19 protein-coding genes are annotated in these 15,655 nt (G+C 59.5%); 11 read left to right on the forward strand and 8 right to left on the reverse strand.

The genetic code is table 11. From position 1 onward, the window contains the following. Position 1 precedes the first annotated feature (1 nt). From greB to AC07VO_RS14210, 3 genes are read right to left on the reverse strand one after another with little or no spacing between them, the layout of a single operon-like run. Positions 2-499 (reverse strand): transcription elongation factor GreB, encoded by a 498-nt coding sequence (greB, locus tag AC07VO_RS14200; protein ID WP_018929803.1) that lies wholly within the window; start codon positions 497-499, stop codon positions 2-4. 59 nt (positions 500-558) lie between these two features. Beyond that, the gene (locus tag AC07VO_RS14205; RefSeq protein ID WP_064616715.1) at positions 559-3,063 is read right to left on the reverse strand and encodes an ABC transporter permease; all 2,505 of its coding nucleotides are present in this window, start codon (positions 3,061-3,063) and stop codon (positions 559-561) included. Then, positions 3,063-3,746, reverse strand: coding sequence for an ABC transporter ATP-binding protein (locus AC07VO_RS14210; RefSeq protein WP_007939984.1), 684 nt, complete (start codon positions 3,744-3,746; stop codon positions 3,063-3,065). The genes AC07VO_RS14205 and AC07VO_RS14210 overlap by 1 nt, the downstream gene beginning before the upstream one ends. A 10-nt stretch (positions 3,747-3,756) precedes the next feature. Here AC07VO_RS14210 and AC07VO_RS14215 point away from each other — a divergent pair, with 10 nt between their 5' ends. The 3 genes from AC07VO_RS14215 (at position 3,757) to AC07VO_RS14225 (ending at position 5,816) form a co-directional block, all read left to right on the forward strand. Next, positions 3,757-4,362: an arylesterase gene (locus tag AC07VO_RS14215; protein ID WP_018929801.1), complete on the forward strand. Its 606-nt coding sequence runs from the start codon at positions 3,757-3,759 to the stop codon at positions 4,360-4,362. A gap of 56 nt (positions 4,363-4,418) precedes the next feature. Beyond that, positions 4,419-4,712 carry a hypothetical protein gene (locus tag AC07VO_RS14220; RefSeq protein WP_007899882.1) on the forward strand — a complete coding sequence of 98 codons (294 nt, stop codon included), beginning with the start codon at positions 4,419-4,421 and terminating at the stop codon, positions 4,710-4,712. A 132-nt stretch (positions 4,713-4,844) separates the two neighbouring features. Next, complete coding sequence (locus AC07VO_RS14225) at positions 4,845-5,816, forward strand: L,D-transpeptidase family protein (RefSeq protein WP_018929800.1); 972 nt, start codon at positions 4,845-4,847, stop codon at positions 5,814-5,816. Between the two features lie 123 nt (positions 5,817-5,939). On the opposite strand, the gene oprI is transcribed toward AC07VO_RS14225, so the two are convergent. Next, positions 5,940-6,191, reverse strand: a complete 252-nt coding sequence (oprI, locus tag AC07VO_RS14230) for an outer membrane lipoprotei OprI (protein WP_003172710.1) — start codon at positions 6,189-6,191, stop codon at positions 5,940-5,942. A gap of 629 nt (positions 6,192-6,820) precedes the next feature. Between oprI and AC07VO_RS14235 the strand changes: the two genes are divergently transcribed. After that, positions 6,821-7,102 (forward strand): GNAT family N-acetyltransferase, encoded by a 282-nt coding sequence (locus AC07VO_RS14235; RefSeq protein ID WP_007939987.1) that lies wholly within the window; start codon positions 6,821-6,823, stop codon positions 7,100-7,102. Positions 7,103-7,167: 65 nt separating this feature from the next. On the opposite strand, the gene AC07VO_RS14240 is transcribed toward AC07VO_RS14235, so the two are convergent. Both AC07VO_RS14240 and AC07VO_RS14245 read right to left on the reverse strand, forming a co-directional pair. Then, positions 7,168-8,244: a 3-deoxy-7-phosphoheptulonate synthase gene (locus AC07VO_RS14240; protein WP_018929799.1), complete on the reverse strand. Its 1,077-nt coding sequence runs from the start codon at positions 8,242-8,244 to the stop codon at positions 7,168-7,170. A 189-nt stretch (positions 8,245-8,433) separates the two neighbouring features. Then, positions 8,434-8,877: a PilZ domain-containing protein gene (locus AC07VO_RS14245; protein ID WP_081625788.1), complete on the reverse strand. Its 444-nt coding sequence runs from the start codon at positions 8,875-8,877 to the stop codon at positions 8,434-8,436. Between AC07VO_RS14245 and AC07VO_RS14250 the strand changes: the two genes are divergently transcribed. The 5 genes from AC07VO_RS14250 to cysB all read left to right on the forward strand — a co-directional run bounded on the left by AC07VO_RS14250 (position 8,876) and on the right by cysB (position 12,832). Beyond that, positions 8,876-9,262 (forward strand): thioredoxin family protein, encoded by a 387-nt coding sequence (locus tag AC07VO_RS14250; RefSeq protein WP_007939991.1) that lies wholly within the window; start codon positions 8,876-8,878, stop codon positions 9,260-9,262. The genes AC07VO_RS14245 and AC07VO_RS14250 overlap by 2 nt on opposite strands. Beyond that, positions 9,259-10,215, forward strand: coding sequence for a putative 2-dehydropantoate 2-reductase (locus AC07VO_RS14255; RefSeq protein ID WP_192350971.1), 957 nt, complete (start codon positions 9,259-9,261; stop codon positions 10,213-10,215). The genes AC07VO_RS14250 and AC07VO_RS14255 overlap by 4 nt, the downstream gene beginning before the upstream one ends. Positions 10,216-10,238: 23 nt before the next feature. Further along, positions 10,239-11,144 (forward strand): 5'-nucleotidase, encoded by a 906-nt coding sequence (locus tag AC07VO_RS14260; RefSeq protein ID WP_018929795.1) that lies wholly within the window; start codon positions 10,239-10,241, stop codon positions 11,142-11,144. Between the two features lie 96 nt (positions 11,145-11,240). After that, complete coding sequence (locus AC07VO_RS14265; protein ID WP_007939995.1) at positions 11,241-11,744, forward strand: universal stress protein; 504 nt, start codon at positions 11,241-11,243, stop codon at positions 11,742-11,744. 113 nt (positions 11,745-11,857) lie between these two features. Beyond that, positions 11,858-12,832: an HTH-type transcriptional regulator CysB gene (gene cysB, locus AC07VO_RS14270; protein ID WP_007899921.1), complete on the forward strand. Its 975-nt coding sequence runs from the start codon at positions 11,858-11,860 to the stop codon at positions 12,830-12,832. 13 nt (positions 12,833-12,845) lie between these two features. Here the strand turns inward: cysB and AC07VO_RS14275 are convergent, their stop codons facing one another. Together AC07VO_RS14275 and AC07VO_RS14280 are read right to left on the reverse strand one after the other, a co-directional pair. Next, positions 12,846-13,328, reverse strand: a complete 483-nt coding sequence (locus AC07VO_RS14275) for a GreA/GreB family elongation factor (protein ID WP_018929794.1) — start codon at positions 13,326-13,328, stop codon at positions 12,846-12,848. Between the two features lie 14 nt (positions 13,329-13,342). After that, positions 13,343-13,741: a hypothetical protein gene (locus AC07VO_RS14280; RefSeq protein ID WP_064616722.1), complete on the reverse strand. Its 399-nt coding sequence runs from the start codon at positions 13,739-13,741 to the stop codon at positions 13,343-13,345. Between the two features lie 124 nt (positions 13,742-13,865). On the opposite strand from AC07VO_RS14280, the gene earP reads away from it, so the two are divergent. Next, positions 13,866-15,008 carry an elongation factor P maturation arginine rhamnosyltransferase EarP gene (gene earP, locus AC07VO_RS14285; RefSeq protein WP_032834260.1) on the forward strand — a complete coding sequence of 381 codons (1,143 nt, stop codon included), beginning with the start codon at positions 13,866-13,868 and terminating at the stop codon, positions 15,006-15,008. 48 nt (positions 15,009-15,056) lie between these two features. Then, positions 15,057-15,626 carry an elongation factor P gene (locus tag AC07VO_RS14290; protein ID WP_007940000.1) on the forward strand — a complete coding sequence of 190 codons (570 nt, stop codon included), beginning with the start codon at positions 15,057-15,059 and terminating at the stop codon, positions 15,624-15,626. Positions 15,627-15,655 lie beyond the last annotated feature (29 nt).

Raw genomic sequence — 15,655 nt, forward strand, 5'->3', positions numbered from 1 at the left:
CTCAAAAATAGTCGATTGCCACGATATACACGCACTGCTCACCGGTTGGTGTCTGCACGCGCACTTCGGCGTCCAGTGCCTTGCCGATCAAGGCGCGGGCCAGCGGTGAGTCGATGCTGATCAGGCCTAGCTTCAGGTCCAGCTCATCCGGGCCGACGATGCGATAGCGCGACTCTTTGCCGTCCTCGTCTTCGATCGTGACCCAGGCGCCAAAGTAGACCTTGTTCGGATCGCTGGGCTTTTCACTGACCACCTTGAGCGCTTCCAACCGTTTGGTGAGAAAGCGCACACGGCTATCGATCTCGCGCAGCATCTTTTTGCCGTAGGTGTATTCGGCGTTTTCCGAGCGATCGCCCTGGGCCGCCGCCTCGCTGACCGATTGCGTCACTTGCGGTCGGCGCACATGCCAGAGCTCATGAAACTCGGCGCGCATCCGCGCTTCACCTTCGGGGGTGATCAGCGCGGTGCCGGCGGTGCGGGGAGGGCGATAACGGCTCATGGCGACTTCTTGTGGTTGAGTTCTTGAATCGGGTTTTTAAACAAGCGTACTTGAGTTTATCAACCCTCGCGCAAGACTGTCAGCGGGCTGGCGTTCAAGGCGCGGCGCGTGCCGAACACACCGGCACCGCCGATCAGCGCCGCGCCGATCAGCGGCATGACCAGCAGCCATGGATGCGGATGCCAGGGCAGATCGAAGGCGTAGCGGTAGAGCACCAGGCTCACCAGTTCCGAGCCCAATGCCGCCAACAGCCCGCTGACCGCGCCGAGCAAACCGAACTCGATTCGCCGGGCCCTGACCAGCAACTGCCGTTCGGCGCCCAGCGCTCGCAGCAACGCGCCTTGGCGAATACGTTCATCGAGGGTGGCCTGCAAGCCGGAGAACAATACCGCCATCCCCGCCGCCAACACGAACAACAGCACGTACTCCACTGCCAGGGTCACTTGCGCGAGAATGCTGCGCAATTGCTCCAGCAACGCTTCGACTTGCAGGATGGTCACCGCTGGAAAACTGCGGGACAGGTCGACGATCTGCTGGTCGTGACCGGGTGCCAGATAGAAACTGGTCAGGTAGGTCGCCGGCAAATCCTTCAAGGTGCCGGGTTGGAAGATCATGAAAAAGTTCGGCTGGAAGTTGTCCCAGTTGATCTCCCGCAGGCTGGTGACTTTCGCCTCCCGATTGACCCCGCCAACGCTAAACACCATGTGATCGCCGAGCTTGAGCTTGAGGCTTTCGGCAACTTTGCCTTCCACCGAAACACCGGGTAGTTCATCCGCCGGTTGCTGATCCCACCAGTTGCCGGCGGTGAGCTTGTTGCCCGCCGGCAGGTCCGCCGCCCAGGTCAGGCTCAGGTCGCGTTGAATGGCCCGGTCACCGGCCGAGTCCTTGCTGACGATCTCCTGCACCGGTTTGCCATTGATGCTGATCAGCCGTCCCGGCACCACCGGGTACAGCGGTGCCGATTGTGCTGACAGCTCCATCAACCGATCGCTGAAGGCTTGTTTGTCCGCCGGCAGAATGTTCAGGGCGAAATAGTTCGGGGCATTTTTCGGCAACTGGTTTTGCCAGGTGTCGAGCAGCTCGCCACGCAGCAAAGCGATCAACGCCATCGACAGCAGAATCAAGCCGAAGGCCAGGGATTGACCCGCCGCCGCCAGTGGATGGCGCAACAGTTGGCCCAACCCCAGACGCCATGGCAATGAGGCGCGGGCCAGCATCCGGCGCAGGCTCTTGAGCAGCAGCAAGAGCAAACCGCCAAGCACCAGTGCCGCGATCACGCCGCCGCCGAGCAGGGCGAAAGTCAGCACCAGGTCCAGGCTCAAACGCCACATGATCAGGCCGAGGGCGCCCAACGCCGCGCCATAGACCATCCAGGTGCTGGAGGGAATCGGTAGCAAGTCCCGGCGCAATACCCGTAGCGGTGGGACTCGCCCCAAAGCGGCCAACGGCGGCAGGGCGAAACCGGCCAGCGCGACCAGCCCGGTGCCGATCCCCGCAATGGCCGGCAACAGGCCTCCCGGTGGAACGTCAGTCGGCAGTAAATCATGCAGCAGCGCAAACAGCCCGAGCTGCGCCAGCCACCCAAGCAGGGCGCCGCTGATGCTGGCGAGCAGTCCGAGAACCGTCAGTTGCAGACTGAACAGCACCATGGTTTCCCGGCGGGACAGGCCCAGACAGCGCAGCAATGCACTGGCATCGAATCGGCGGGTGGCGAAGCGTGTCGCCGACAACGCCACCGCCACGCCGGACAGCAGCACCGCTACCAGGCTGGCCATGTTCAAGTAACGTTCGGCCTTGCCCAAGGCACCGCCGATCTGCCGATTGCCATCGCGGGCATCCTGGATGCGCTGGTTGGCGGCCAGGCCTGGCTTGATCAATTGACGATAGGTTTCCAGCGCCTGGGCGTTGCCGCGCCAGAGTTCGCGGTAACTGACCCGGCTGCCGGGTTGCACCACGCCGGTCGCCTCGAGGTCGCTGAGATTGATCAGCACCCGTGGCGTCAGGCTGTAGAAGTTGCCGGCGCGATCCGGTTCGTAGGTCAGCACCCGCGCCAGTTTCAGGGTTTTCATGCCGACATCGATGCTGTCGCCGATCTTCAAGTCCAGCGCAGTCAGCAGTCGCGCTTCAACCCAGGCTTCGCCGGGTTTCGGACCGCCACCGGGTGCTTCCTGCGCGAACGGCGCGGGGGCGCTTTTCAGTTCGCCGCGCAACGGGTAGACGTCATCGGCGGCTTTGATGCTGGACAGCTGAATGCCGTTGTCGGTGGCAATGACACTGGAAAATTCCACCACCTGAGCATGTTCAAGGCCCAGCTCGATGCCACTGTTGATCTGTTCCGGCCGCGCCGGCGAACTGCCTTCCAGCAACAGGTCGGCGCCGAGAAACTCTGTGGCGCGCAGCATCATGGCGCCGTTCAGGCGGGCGCCGAAGTAACCGATGGCGGTACTCGCCGCCACGGCCACCAGCAAGGCGAAGAACAACACGCGCAACTCACCGGCGCGGGCATCGCGCAGCAGTTGGCGAATGGCGAGACTGAACAGGCGCAACAGCGGCAGGCGTGCCATCAAGGCTCCAGAGGGGCGACCAGCAGGCCGGCTTCAAGGCGGATCAGGCGCCGGCAGCGATGTGCCAGGCGTTCGTCATGAGTTACCAGCACCAGGGTGGTGCCGCGTTCCTTGTTGAGTTCGAATAGCAGATCGCTGATGCGCTCGCCAGTGTGGCTGTCGAGGTTGCCGGTGGGCTCATCGGCGAACAACACATCGGGCTCGGCGGCGAAGGCACGGGCAATCGCCACACGCTGCTGTTCGCCACCGGAGAGCTGGCGCGGCGAGTGGGTCAGGCGTTGACCCAGGCCGACCCGTTGCAACAGCTCGGTGGCGCGCTCACGGGCGTCTTTGCGGCCATCGAGTTCCAGCGGCAGCATGACGTTTTCCAGGGCGTTGAGGCTGTCGAGCAGTTGAAAGGATTGGAAGACAAACCCCACGTGCTCGGCGCGAATGCGCGCGCGCTGGTCTTCGTCGAGATTGCTCAGGCCTTGGCCGGCGAGAGTGACTTCGCCGCTGCTCGGCAGGTCGAGGCCGGCAAGCAGACCGAGGAGGGTGGATTTGCCGGAACCGGAGGCGCCGACAATGGCCAGGCTATCGCCCTTGTTCAGTTCCAGGCTGAGTTCGTGCAGGATAGTCAGTTCACCTTCCGCGCTGGGAACCACTTTGCTGAGGTTCTTCGCGGTGAGAATGCTTGCGCCCATGGAGAATCCGATGCGTGTGTGGTTTTTGAGTGCTGGCCTGGCCTTGATGTGCATGGCCCAGAACGCAGCGGCGGGTACAGTCCTGATCGTTGGCGATAGTATCAGCGCCGGTTTCGGCCTGGATACCCGGTTGGGGTGGGTGTCATTGCTCGAGCAACGGCTCAAGCACGAAGGTTTCGACGATAAGGTGGTCAATGCATCCATCAGTGGCGACACCAGTGCCGGAGGCCGGGCACGCCTGCCGGCGCTGCTTGCAGAGCATAAGCCTGAGCTGGTTATCCTCGAGTTGGGGGGCAATGACGGACTGCGCGGAATGCTGCCAACACAATTGCAACAAAATCTTGCATCGATGATCGACAGCTCCCGCGCCAGTGGTGCCAAGGTACTGCTGCTGGGCATGCAGTTGCCGCCCAACTACGGTGCGCGTTACACCCAGGCATTTGCCGAGGCTTTCACCAAGGTGGCCGACGAGAAAAAAATCCCGCTGGTGCCGTTTTTTCTCGACGGCGTGGGCGGTCATCCAGACCTGATGCAATCCGACGGCCTGCACCCGGCGGCGGGGGCTCAGGGCAAGTTGCTGGAAAATGTCTGGCCGACACTGAAACCGCTGCTTTGACGCTTTTCTAGCGGCGGCGTTTCGGCTAAGGTGGCGCCCCCGATTTGGAGGCCCCGATGCCGCGTCCCGCCTGGTCCCTTTTTGCCTATCAACTGATCGAGCCTGACGAACAGCTGGATCTGTTCGCCTGCCAGGAAGTGCGGGTGCATCTGGTGACCCGTCAGCTGGAACTGGGCGGCTCGGCGGACCGAACCCTGTGCGGCAGCCTGTTGCCGGCGCAACCACGCTGGTCGAGCGTCGATCGCACGGTCTTCCAGGACCAGCGCCTGTGCTCGCTGTGCCGGGCCATTCTGGAATCGCAAAAACGCGGCACTTCCCCGATCTGGCCTGAGTTGCGGTTCGAGCTGTAGCTCCCTTGCCACAGGAAAGCTTCCACCACAGGTAATCCCCCTCGCCGCAGGTCTTGCATCTCCCCGAAATAACGGGCGGCGGTGTACAATCGGGTTTTTATACCCTTGTCGATCATGCGAAGGATTTTCCGGATGTTGCCGCGCTTTCCCGCCGTCACCCGCTGCCTGTCTCTTGCTGCGCTCTGCGTGGCGGGTCCCGTTGCAGCATTGGAGTTGCCCCTGCCACCACCCGGTGAAGACATTGTCGGCCAGGTGCAAGTGATCAAGGCCAAATACGAAGACACCTTCGCCGACCTTGGCACCACCTACGACCTGGGCTATTTGGAAATGGTCGCGGCCAACCCTGGCGTCGATCCATGGCTGCCGGGCGCCGGTACCGAAATCGTCCTGCCGACGCGCTTCATCCTGCCACCTGGCCCGCGTGAAGGCATCGTCATCAATCTGGCTGAATACCGCCTCTACTACTACCCGAAAGGCCGGAACGTGGTGTACACCTTCCCGCTGGGTATCGGCCGTGAAGGCTGGGGTTCGCCGATTGCCCACACCAGCATCGTCGCCAAGACGCCGAACCCGACCTGGACCCCTCCAGCGTCGATCAAGGCTGAGCACGCCGCCGATGGCGACCCACTGCCGAACGTAGTGCCGGCCGGCCCGGATAACCCGCTGGGGCCATTCAAATTCACCCTGGGCACTCCGGGGTACCTTATCCACGGTTCGAACAAGAAGTTCGGCATTGGCATGCGTACCAGCCACGGTTGCTTCCGCATGTTCAACAACAACGTGCTGGAAATGGCCAGCATGGTGCCGGTAGGGACGTCGGTACGCATCCTCAACGATCCGTACAAGTTCGGCCTCAGTGGCGGCAAGGTTTATCTGGAAGCGCACACGCCGCTGGATGACAAAGGCAACCCTTCGGTGGTCGACAAGCACACCGCCGTGATCAATGCGATGCTCAAGCGTGAGGACATCACCAACAACTTGCGCATGAACTGGGATGTAGTGCGCGACGTGGTCGCCGCTGAGGATGGCCTGCCGGTGGAAATCGCCGTGCCGAATACGTCGGCACCGATGGTCTCGAGTGCGCCGATCGACCTGCAGCAGTAACGCGTTAAAGCAACCCGCCGATGCAGGCCGCATCGGCGGGTTTTTTATGGCCTGCAGAAACCTCAGGCAATAAAAAAGCCGACCCAAAAAATGGATCGGCTTGATAACAATCCCGAAGGATTATTACTTGCGGCTAGCTTTTTCCAGCATGCGCAGAGCACGCTCGTTAGCTTCGTCAGCAGTCTGTTGTGCTTTTTGAGCAGCAGCCAGAGCTTCATCAGCTTTACGGTAAGCTTCGTCTGCACGAGCTTGGGAGCGAGCTGCTGCGTCTTCAGTAGCAGTCAGACGTGCTTCAGTTTCTTTCGATACGCTGCTGCAACCGGTAGCCAGAACTGCGGCCAGAGCCAGAGCAGAGAATTTCAGAACGTTGTTCATCGTGTTCCCCTTCAAGGACTTTCTATTAAGTAGCTGTCTCCTCAGAGTGAGGAAATAGCCGGCGTACATACTACCCATTACTTGTAGTAAGTAAACTGACGTAGCGCAAGAAGCAAAAAAAATTGTAGGCGTTGATTCTTTTTCGAGCAACTTTTAACTGCGTTGTATAAAAAATATCCAGCTACGAGGCCCGAACTGAGCGAGCCGTTGGGAAAAAGTTCCCTGGCTCGGCGGCTGTTTTTTGGTCTTGCCCAAAGTCCGTCTAGATGGGTTTGTCTACACTTGTGTTCGAATTTTGCGCAGCCGCTCGCATATCTTTATCCATGTTGAGGTGACTTAAACAAAGGGCGCTCGTCTTAAGTCTCAATATCCGGCAATGTTCAGGCTTTGACCCGTTCGGTCGAGCCGTTCCTGCGTAATCCGCGGCAACACCCGCCACCCGATGCACAATGACGAGCGTCCCTTGAGCATTTTTGCCAATGGTGCCTACTATTTGATACGTGCTCGGTTGCGCGAGATTGGTGCGGCTCTCTCGGTGTCCATTCAGGCACGGGGTGGCGTAGTTGTTCCTTCGCCGGAAAAACATCGGTAAGGTAGGGGTCAGAATTAAAGACCCGCGAGGAGTAGTGATGAGCGAGGCGTTGTCCATCCACCATGACCAGGCTGGTCATCAGTTCGAGACCACTGTGGACGGTTATCGTGCCTACCTGACCTATATGGATCTGGGAAAACAGACCCTGGATATTTATCGCACTTTTGTGCCCAACGCGTTGCGTGGTCGCGGCATTGCGGCGGCTTTGACCGAGCAGGCGCTGCAATACGCTGATGAAATGGGCTACACGGTGATTCCATCGTGCTCCTACGTGGAGCGCTACATGGAGCGTCATCAGCGGCATGCTGCCAAGCTGTGAGCAAAACCAACGCATAAAAAAACGCCAGGTTCAAACCTGGCGTTTTTTTATGCGCGAAACGGCGATCAGCTGCGATTGCGTTTAGGCAACACGTCCTTGAGCTTGGCATGCATGCTGCGCAAGGTGTTTTCAGTGGCAGTCCAATCGATACAGGCATCGGTGATCGACACGCCGTATTGCAGGTCGGCGAGGTCTTTCGGGATTGCCTGGCAGCCCCAGTTCAAGTGGCTCTCGACCATCAGGCCGATGATTGACTGGTTGCCTTCGAGGATCTGGTTGGCGACGTTCTCCATCACCAGCGGTTGCAGGGCCGGATCCTTGTTGGAGTTGGCGTGGCTGCAATCGACCATGATGTTCGGCTTGATGTTGGCCTTTTTCAGTGCTTGCTCGCAGAGCGCGACGCTGACCGAATCGTAGTTCGGCTTGCCGTTGCCACCGCGCAGTACCACGTGACCATAGGCGTTGCCCTTGGTGGTGACGATCGATACGCCACCTTCCTGGTTGATGCCCAGGAAACGGTGCGGGCTGGAAACCGATTGCAGGGCGTTGATGGCCACCGTCAGGCCGCCATCGGTGCCGTTCTTGAAGCCGACGGCCGAAGACAGGCCGGAAGCCATTTCACGGTGCGTCTGGGATTCGGTGGTGCGTGCGCCGATCGCCGACCAGCTGATCAGGTCCTGCAAGTATTGCGGGGAGATCGGGTCGAGGGCTTCGGTTGCGGTCGGCAGGCCCATCTCGGCCAGGTCCAGCAGCAACTGACGACCGATGTGCAGGCCATCCTGAATCTTGAACGAGTCGTCCAGGTACGGATCGTTGATCAGGCCTTTCCAGCCAACGGTGGTGCGTGGCTTCTCGAAATACACGCGCATGACCAGATACAGGGTATCGGACACTTCGGCCGCGAGCACTTTCAGGCGCTCGGCGTATTCGTGGGCAGCCTTGATGTCATGGATCGAGCACGGCCCGATCACGACGAACAGGCGGTGGTCGGTGCCATCAAGAATGTTGCGAATGACTTCGCGGCCCTTGGTGACGGTGCGCAGGGCAGCGTCGCTCAGAGGGATATCACGCTTGAGCTGATCGGGAGTGATCAGGGTCTCGTTGGAGGCGACGTTTAGGTCGTTGATCGGTAAATCAGCCATCGTTTACTCGTCAGGTCACGGGTGCCGGCCGCCAGCGAACCCGCGCGGCGGAGCACAGCAAATTAAGCGCGTCGGGGAGCAGAACCTTAGCGCGTTACACCGTGGCTCGACAATGGGCAGACACCGGTTTAATGGGCATTCCCCATCAGTTTCCCCCACCGTGGCGGGGAAACTGATGGGGAATGCACCCTAACCGGCCATTGGCTGCGCAAATGCCTTGCTGACTGTATCGTGGGAGAACTCGTCGGCGTGCTGCTGGACCCATTCGAGGGCCAGGGTCTCATTGTTCTGCTGTTGGCTTTGGGGTTCATGCTGACGGCAGTAACGTTCGATCTGGCAGATCTGCTCACCCATCCGAGCGCAAAACAGCGTCTGTTCGTCGACGAAGGCGATCCCCACCAGATAGCCGCGTTTGCGTCGCAAGCACCACGCCACATAACCCAGGAAACGCAAGTCCGGGTTCAGGGTCGGCATGCGTATTTCCAGCGCCGTACCGTGGCGCCACGCGCGGTGGTAATTGCAAGCCATGCCGCCGAGGCTGATAGTGTGCAGCTCTTGCCGCGAAATACACTCATGTTTGAGCAACGTTAATTCGACGGGCACATCGTCAGGATGAGGAAGATAACGTCTCATGAACACGGACTCCCTGTGTCGGCCACTTGACACTGTTTCTCCCAGTATAGTGGTCGAATCGGAACTGACCGATTTCGACGCCGACCAACGGTTGCTGGCAATGAGCGGCATTTCACTGGTGATTTTTACCAGCGTCGGCTGTGCCAGTTGCCGTTTTGCCCGCGAGCAGTTGCCCAGGCTCGAACTGGCGGTCGATCGGCTGTGCTGGATCGATGCCGGAAGCAATGGCGGGGTGGTTGAGCGTTATCGGGTCTTTCATTTGCCGGCACTGTTTGTGGTGCGCGACGGTGAGTATTTCGGGGCGCTACAGTCGCGCCTGACCCGCACAGCGCTCAACGAGGCTGTGGACCAGGCGTTGAATCGACCAGCAGAGGAGCTGCCATGACAGGCACAGTGGCCAAGCCGACAATCGGCATTATCGGGACCGGCGCGATCGGTGGTTTCTACGGGCTGATGCTGGCGCGTGCCGGCTTCGATGTGCATTTTCTGTTGCGCAGCGAGTTTTCAGCGGTGGCCGAACGCGGCTTGCATCTTGACCATGCGTCGTTGGGCCCGCTGACCCTGAACCCGGTCCAGGCCTGTTCGTCGGCTGCCGACATGCCGCCCTGTGACTGGCTGCTGGTGGGCGCCAAGACCACCAGCAACGCGGACCTGGCACCGGCCATTATTCAAGCCGCGGCACCTGATGCCAAAGTGCTGTTGCTGCAAAATGGCCTGGACGTCGAAGACCATCTGCGCGAGTTGCTCCCCGATTCGCTGCATCTGCTGGGCGGGCTTTGTCTGATCTGCGTCCATCGCGCCGGCCCCGGGGTCATCACCCATCAAGCGCTGGGGGCGGTGAATGTCGGCTACCACAGTGGCCCCGCCGCCGATGCACAGGTACGCATGAACATCGTCGAGGAGGGCGCCGGATTGTTCCGCACGGCCGGTATCGACGCCCAGGCCATGCCGAATCTGCAGCAGGCGCGCTGGCAGAAACTGGTCTGGAATATTCCCTACAACGGTCTGTCGGTGCTGCTCGGGGCCAGCACCACACCGTTGATGGCGGATGCCGACAGCCGCGCGCTGATTCAGGCCTTGATGGCCGAAGTGGTTCAGGGGGCCAAGGCTTGCGGTCATGACATGCCGCCGAGTTACGCCGATTATCTGTTCATGATGACCGAGAAGATGCCCGACTACTGGCCGAGCATGCATCACGATTTTCTGCACAAGCGGCCGCTGGAACTGGACGCCATCTACACTCGGCCACTGGCAGCGGCGAAGGCGGCGGGATGTGAGTTGCCGCGAATCGAGGCCTTGTATCGCAGCTTGAGTTTTATCGACCGACGTAACCACTGAGTCGGTCAAGAAGGGGGAAGGGCATGGCAAATGTCATAGACGACAAACTGGTGCTGGCGATTTCTTCGCGAGCGCTGTTCGACTTGAGCGAGAGCCACAAGGTCTATCTGTCGAGCGGCGTCGAGGCTTATCGGCAGTACCAGATCGAACACGAAGACGAAATTCTCGAGCCCGGCGATGCATTCCCGTTGGTGGAAAAACTCCTGAACCTGAATACCCGTCTCGGCCGTGCCCGGGTCGAGGTGATCCTTGTGTCGCGTAACAGCGCCGACACCGGCCTGCGGGTTTTCAACTCGATTCATCACTATGGCCTGTCGATCTCGCGTGCGGCGTTCGTCGGCGGGCGCAGTCCTTATCCGTACCTCAAGGCTTTTGGTTGCGACCTGTTTCTCTCGACCCATGCCGAAGATGTGCGCAATGCGCTGGAGGCCGGATTCGCCGCAGCGACTATTCTATCGGGCGGTGCCAGTCGCGCCGCCAGCGATGAATTGCGCATTGCCTTCGACGGTGACGCGGTGCTGTTTTCCGACGAGTCGGAGCGGGTCTATCAGTCGGGAGGCCTGGCGGCGTTTCAGGCCAGCGAGCGTGAGGCGGCCCGCGAGCCTTTGCGTGGCGGGCCGTTCAAAGGTTTCCTCGCGGCGCTCAATCTGTTGCAGCGCGAGTTTCCGGATGATGCCTGTCCGATCCGTACCGCGCTGGTGACCGCGCGATCGGCGCCGGCCCATGAACGGGTGATCCGTACCTTGCGCGAATGGGACATTCGTCTGGACGAATCGCTGTTTCTTGGCGGCTTGACCAAATCAGCTTTTCTCGAAGCCTTTGCCGCCGACGTATTTTTCGACGATCAGGCAGGCCATTGCGAACTGGCCCGCGAAGTGGTCGCCACCGGGCACGTGCCCCATGGCATCAGTAACGAGCCGTCGGTTTAAAGCCCGGCGGTTCAATACGTTGCGCCGGGCGCCGCACTCGCCACGGCACTGCTAAGCTGAATCAATCTCCGCCATGTTGGCATTTGAGGAGGTCATATGATTCGTTCGATGCTGTATGCCACTGACTTGGGTCTGTACGCACCATTGGTGATGCAGCATGCCTTGGAACTGGCTCGAACATTCAATGCCGACTTGTATGTGGTGCACGCGGTAGAGCCCATGGGGCTGTTTGCCGAATCCGTGTTGCAAAGCTATCTCGACGAGAAGGCCTTGAACGAATTTCACAGTCAGGGTCTGAACAATGTGATCGCCAATATTCAGCAACGGGTGCTCGACAACTTTCGCGAAGAGCTGGGGGATGAAGGAGAGCAGGATTTGCAGCGGATTCAGGCAGTGCGGGTGCTGCAGGGCGATCCGTCGCAGGTGATTCTCGACCAGGCGCAGAAACTCTCTGTCGATTTGCTGATCGTAGGGAGTCACAGCCATGGTGCTGGCGCGGAAACGCCGTTGGGTCGAACCGCTGCGCGCGTGTTGCAACTGGCCAGGGTGCCGGTCTATTTGGTGCCGCTGGTAGAGCGTCGCCGCAAAGAGGATCGCTAGAACACGAATAATGGCATTTTGACAAAAAAGTTCTAGATTTATTGGTCTAACCATTAATATAGTTATATACCGTCGCTGATGCCCGTGGCGTCTACCTGCTTTGAGGGATTCATATGAAGCTTCAACAATTGCGCTACATCTGGGAAGTGGCGCACCACGACCTCAACGTTTCTGCTACAGCCCAAAGCCTCTACACCTCGCAACCGGGCATCAGCAAACAGATTCGTCTGCTGGAAGACGAATTGGGGGTCGAGGTTTTCGCCCGCAGCGGCAAGCATCTGACCCGCGTTACCCCGGCTGGCGAGCGCATCATCACCACTGCCGGTGAGATCCTGCGCAAAGTTGAAAGCATCAAACAGATCGCCCAGGAATTCTCCAACGAGAAAAAAGGCACCCTGTCGATCGCCACCACCCACACCCAGGCGCGTTATGCATTGCCACCGGTGATCAGCAATTTCATCAAGCAATACCCGGATGTTGCCCTGCACATGCACCAGGGTTCGCCGATGCAGATCGCCGAGATGGCTGCGGACGGCACCGTCGATTTCGCCATCGCCACCGAAGCCCTGGAGCTGTTCGGTGATCTGGTGATGATGCCGTGCTATCGCTGGAACCGCTGCGTGGTCGTGCCTCAGGGCCACCCGCTGACCAAGCTGTCGAAGCTGACCCTCGAAGCCCTGGCCGAATACCCGATCGTGACGTACGTATTCGGCTTCACCGGCCGTTCGAAACTCGACGAAGCCTTCAGCCACCGTGGCCTGACACCGAAAGTGGTGTTCACCGCCGCTGACGCCGACGTGATCAAGACGTACGTTCGCCTGGGGCTGGGTGTGGGCATCGTGGCGAAAATGGCGGTCGATACCAAGCTCGATAGCGACCTGGTGGTGCTCGATGCCAGCGAGTTGTTCGAATCCAGTATTACCAAAATCGGTTTCCGTCGCGGCACTTTCCTGCGTGGCTTCATGTGCGACTTCATCGAGAAGTTCGCTCCGCACCTGACCCGCGAAGTGATGGCCAAGGCCATTCAGTGCCACAACAAACAGGAACTGGAAGAGCTGTTCGACGGCGTCGAACTGCCGGTCCATTAAGCGTCAACAGGCGCTAGACCACCTCGGTGACAGCAAACTGTTGCCGAGCGCCCGCCACCAGAATCTCCACTTCATCCCCTTCGAACTTGCCCAGCAGGCTTTTACCCAGCGGCGAACGAGGGGTGATGACGGTAATCAGTTGCCCCACCAGATCAATCTTCAATCCGGCTGCGTCGGGGGCCAGGAACAGCCATTGTTCGCGACCCTTTTCGTCTTCCAGGCCGAGCAGAGCGCCGACCTCGATGCCGCGCCGCTCGTCATAAGGCCGCAGTGTCAGGTTCTGGCAAAGGGTCAATGACAGCCTGATTTCTTCCACTCGCCTGGCCTGCCCGGCCGCCAGATAAGACGCCTCCAGCCCCAGGGTGTCGTACTTGTTTTCAGCTATGTTTTCTTCGTGGGTCGCGGTTTCGTAAGCGGTTTGCGCGGCACGCTCGGCGATGTCGAGATCGATCCGCAGCTTGTCGATAATCAGTTGGTGGACGGTCGGCTTGTGCATAGAGAGCTTCATGATCAATCGCAGAATTGCAGGACGTTGGCGCGGCTTTTTTCGCTCGGCGCGGTCTGGTCCTGTTGCAGCCAGAACTGACATTTTGGATTGGCCAGATTGTGTTTGCTGCTTCTGGCCTGTTCCACCATTTGCTGCTGATCGTTCCTGCGCAGGTGTTCCTCGTACTGTTCGAACATCGGGTTTTGCGCAGCGGGTTGTTCAATCACCGGCGGCTTGGCCTGTTGCTCCACCGCCTGGGCCAAGGGTGCCAATTGCTCGTTGAACAACAGGCGCCAGGCGAGCCAGCAAGTCAGTGCGATCGCGATAAATCCCAGCCACAAACCGAGGGCGATGCTGCCGGTCAGTTGCAGCGCATTGAGCTGGATCGGCATGGAGCGGCGCGGGTGGGGACGGTAGGGCATGACTGCCTCCTGGCGGGTGGTCGCGGGCGAGTGGCGATTGTCGCACGAAGATTAATCGTCGTCGGCTCTTCTGCGCGGGGTAATTTATGCGGACAATCGGCGCTTTTGCCAACGGGAACCTGGGATGCCTGAAATGAAAACCCGCTGGGATATTTTTTGCACCGTGGTCGACAATTTCGGCGACATCGGTGTGACCTGGCGTCTGGCCCGCCAACTGGTGGCCGAACATTCAGTGACGGTGCGCTTGTGGGTCGATGACCTGCGGGCCTTCGAGCGGTTGTGTCCAGAAATCGACATCCACGCTACGCAGCAGTGGCAGCAGGGTGTCGAGGTGCGGCAGTGGTCAGCGCACTGGCAACCCACCGAAGCCGCGGATGTCGTTATCGCCGCGTTCGCCTGCCAGTTGCCGAGTGCTTATATGGAGGCCATGGCCGAGCGGGAAAAGCCGCCGCTGTGGATGAACCTCGATTATCTGAGCGCCGAAGACTGGGTCGTCGGTTGTCACGGCTTGCCGTCGGTGAAGTACAAAAACGTGCAGAAGTTCTTTTTCTTCCCGGGTTTTCGCAAGGGCACCGGTGGCTTGCTGCGTGAGAGGGGATTGCTCGAGCGGCGTCGGCAGTTTCAGCAAAGTCCCGAGGCTCAGCGAGAGTTCCTGCAAGGCCTGGGGGTTGAACGCGCCCCGAATGCGCAGCTGATCTCGCTGTTCGCCTACGAGAATAACGGGCTGGCCAGTTGGCTCGACGCCATGGCTGCCGACTCGACGCCCACTCATCTGTTGGTGCCCGAGGGGCGGATTCTCGGCGACGTCGAACGCTGGCTCGCAGTGGACGGGCTGACGGCCGGCGCGGTGCATGTGCGCGATGCCCTGACCGTGCAAGTGCTGCCGTTCGTCCGGCAGGATCAATATGACCTGCTGCTGTGGAGCTGCGATTTCAACGCCGTGCGCGGCGAAGATTCCTTTGTTCGCGCGCAATGGGCAGGCCGGCCAATGCTCTGGCACATCTATCGGCAGGACGAAGATATCCACCTGGACAAGCTCGACGCCTTCCTGACCCTGTACACCCAAGGCCTGTCCAAACCTGCTGGCGAGGCGATCAGCGGTCTATGGCGGGCATGGAATGCAGGTGAGACAATGGGCGAGTACTGGAAATCAACCCGCAAACATTGGCCGGAACTGGAAAAACATGCCGAGGCGTGGTGTCTGGAACAAGCCTTGCAGGCAGATCTTGCCGCAGCGCTGGTACAGTTTTACCTAAATTGGATATGATACGCGGCCTAGATTTTTGTAAATCCCATCCAAATTCGGATATTCGCAATGAAAACTGGTAAAGAACTGAAACCCGGTATGGTGATCCGTATCGACAACGATCCTTGGCTGGTTCAGAAAGCTGAATTCACCAAGTCGGGTCGTAACAGCGCGATCATGAAGACCAAGCTGAAAAACCTGTTGACCGGTTACAAGACCGAGACCGTTTACAGCGCCGACGACAAACTGGACGACGTGATCCTCGACCGCAAAGAAGCGACCCTGTCCTTCATCAGCGGCGACTCCTACACGTTCATGGACACCACTGACTACACCATGTACGAGCTGAACGCTGAAGACATCGAAGCCGTTCTGCCTTTCGTTGAAGAAGGCATGACCGATGTTTGCGAAGCGATCTTCTTCGAAGAGCGTCTGGTTTCCGTAGAACTGCCGACCACTATCGTGCGTCAGGTTGACTACACCGAAGGCTCCGCTCGCGGTGATACTTCCGGCAAGGTGATGAAGCCTGCCAAACTGAAGAACGGTACCGAGCTGTCGGTTGCTGACTTCATCGAAATCGGCGACATGATCGAGATCGATACCCGCGAAGGCGGTTCCTACAAAGGCCGTGCTAAATAAGCACCGCTTGAGGAATGAAAAAGCCCGAC

This window comes from Pseudomonas sp. GW821-FHT03E01 (assembly GCF_059420765.1).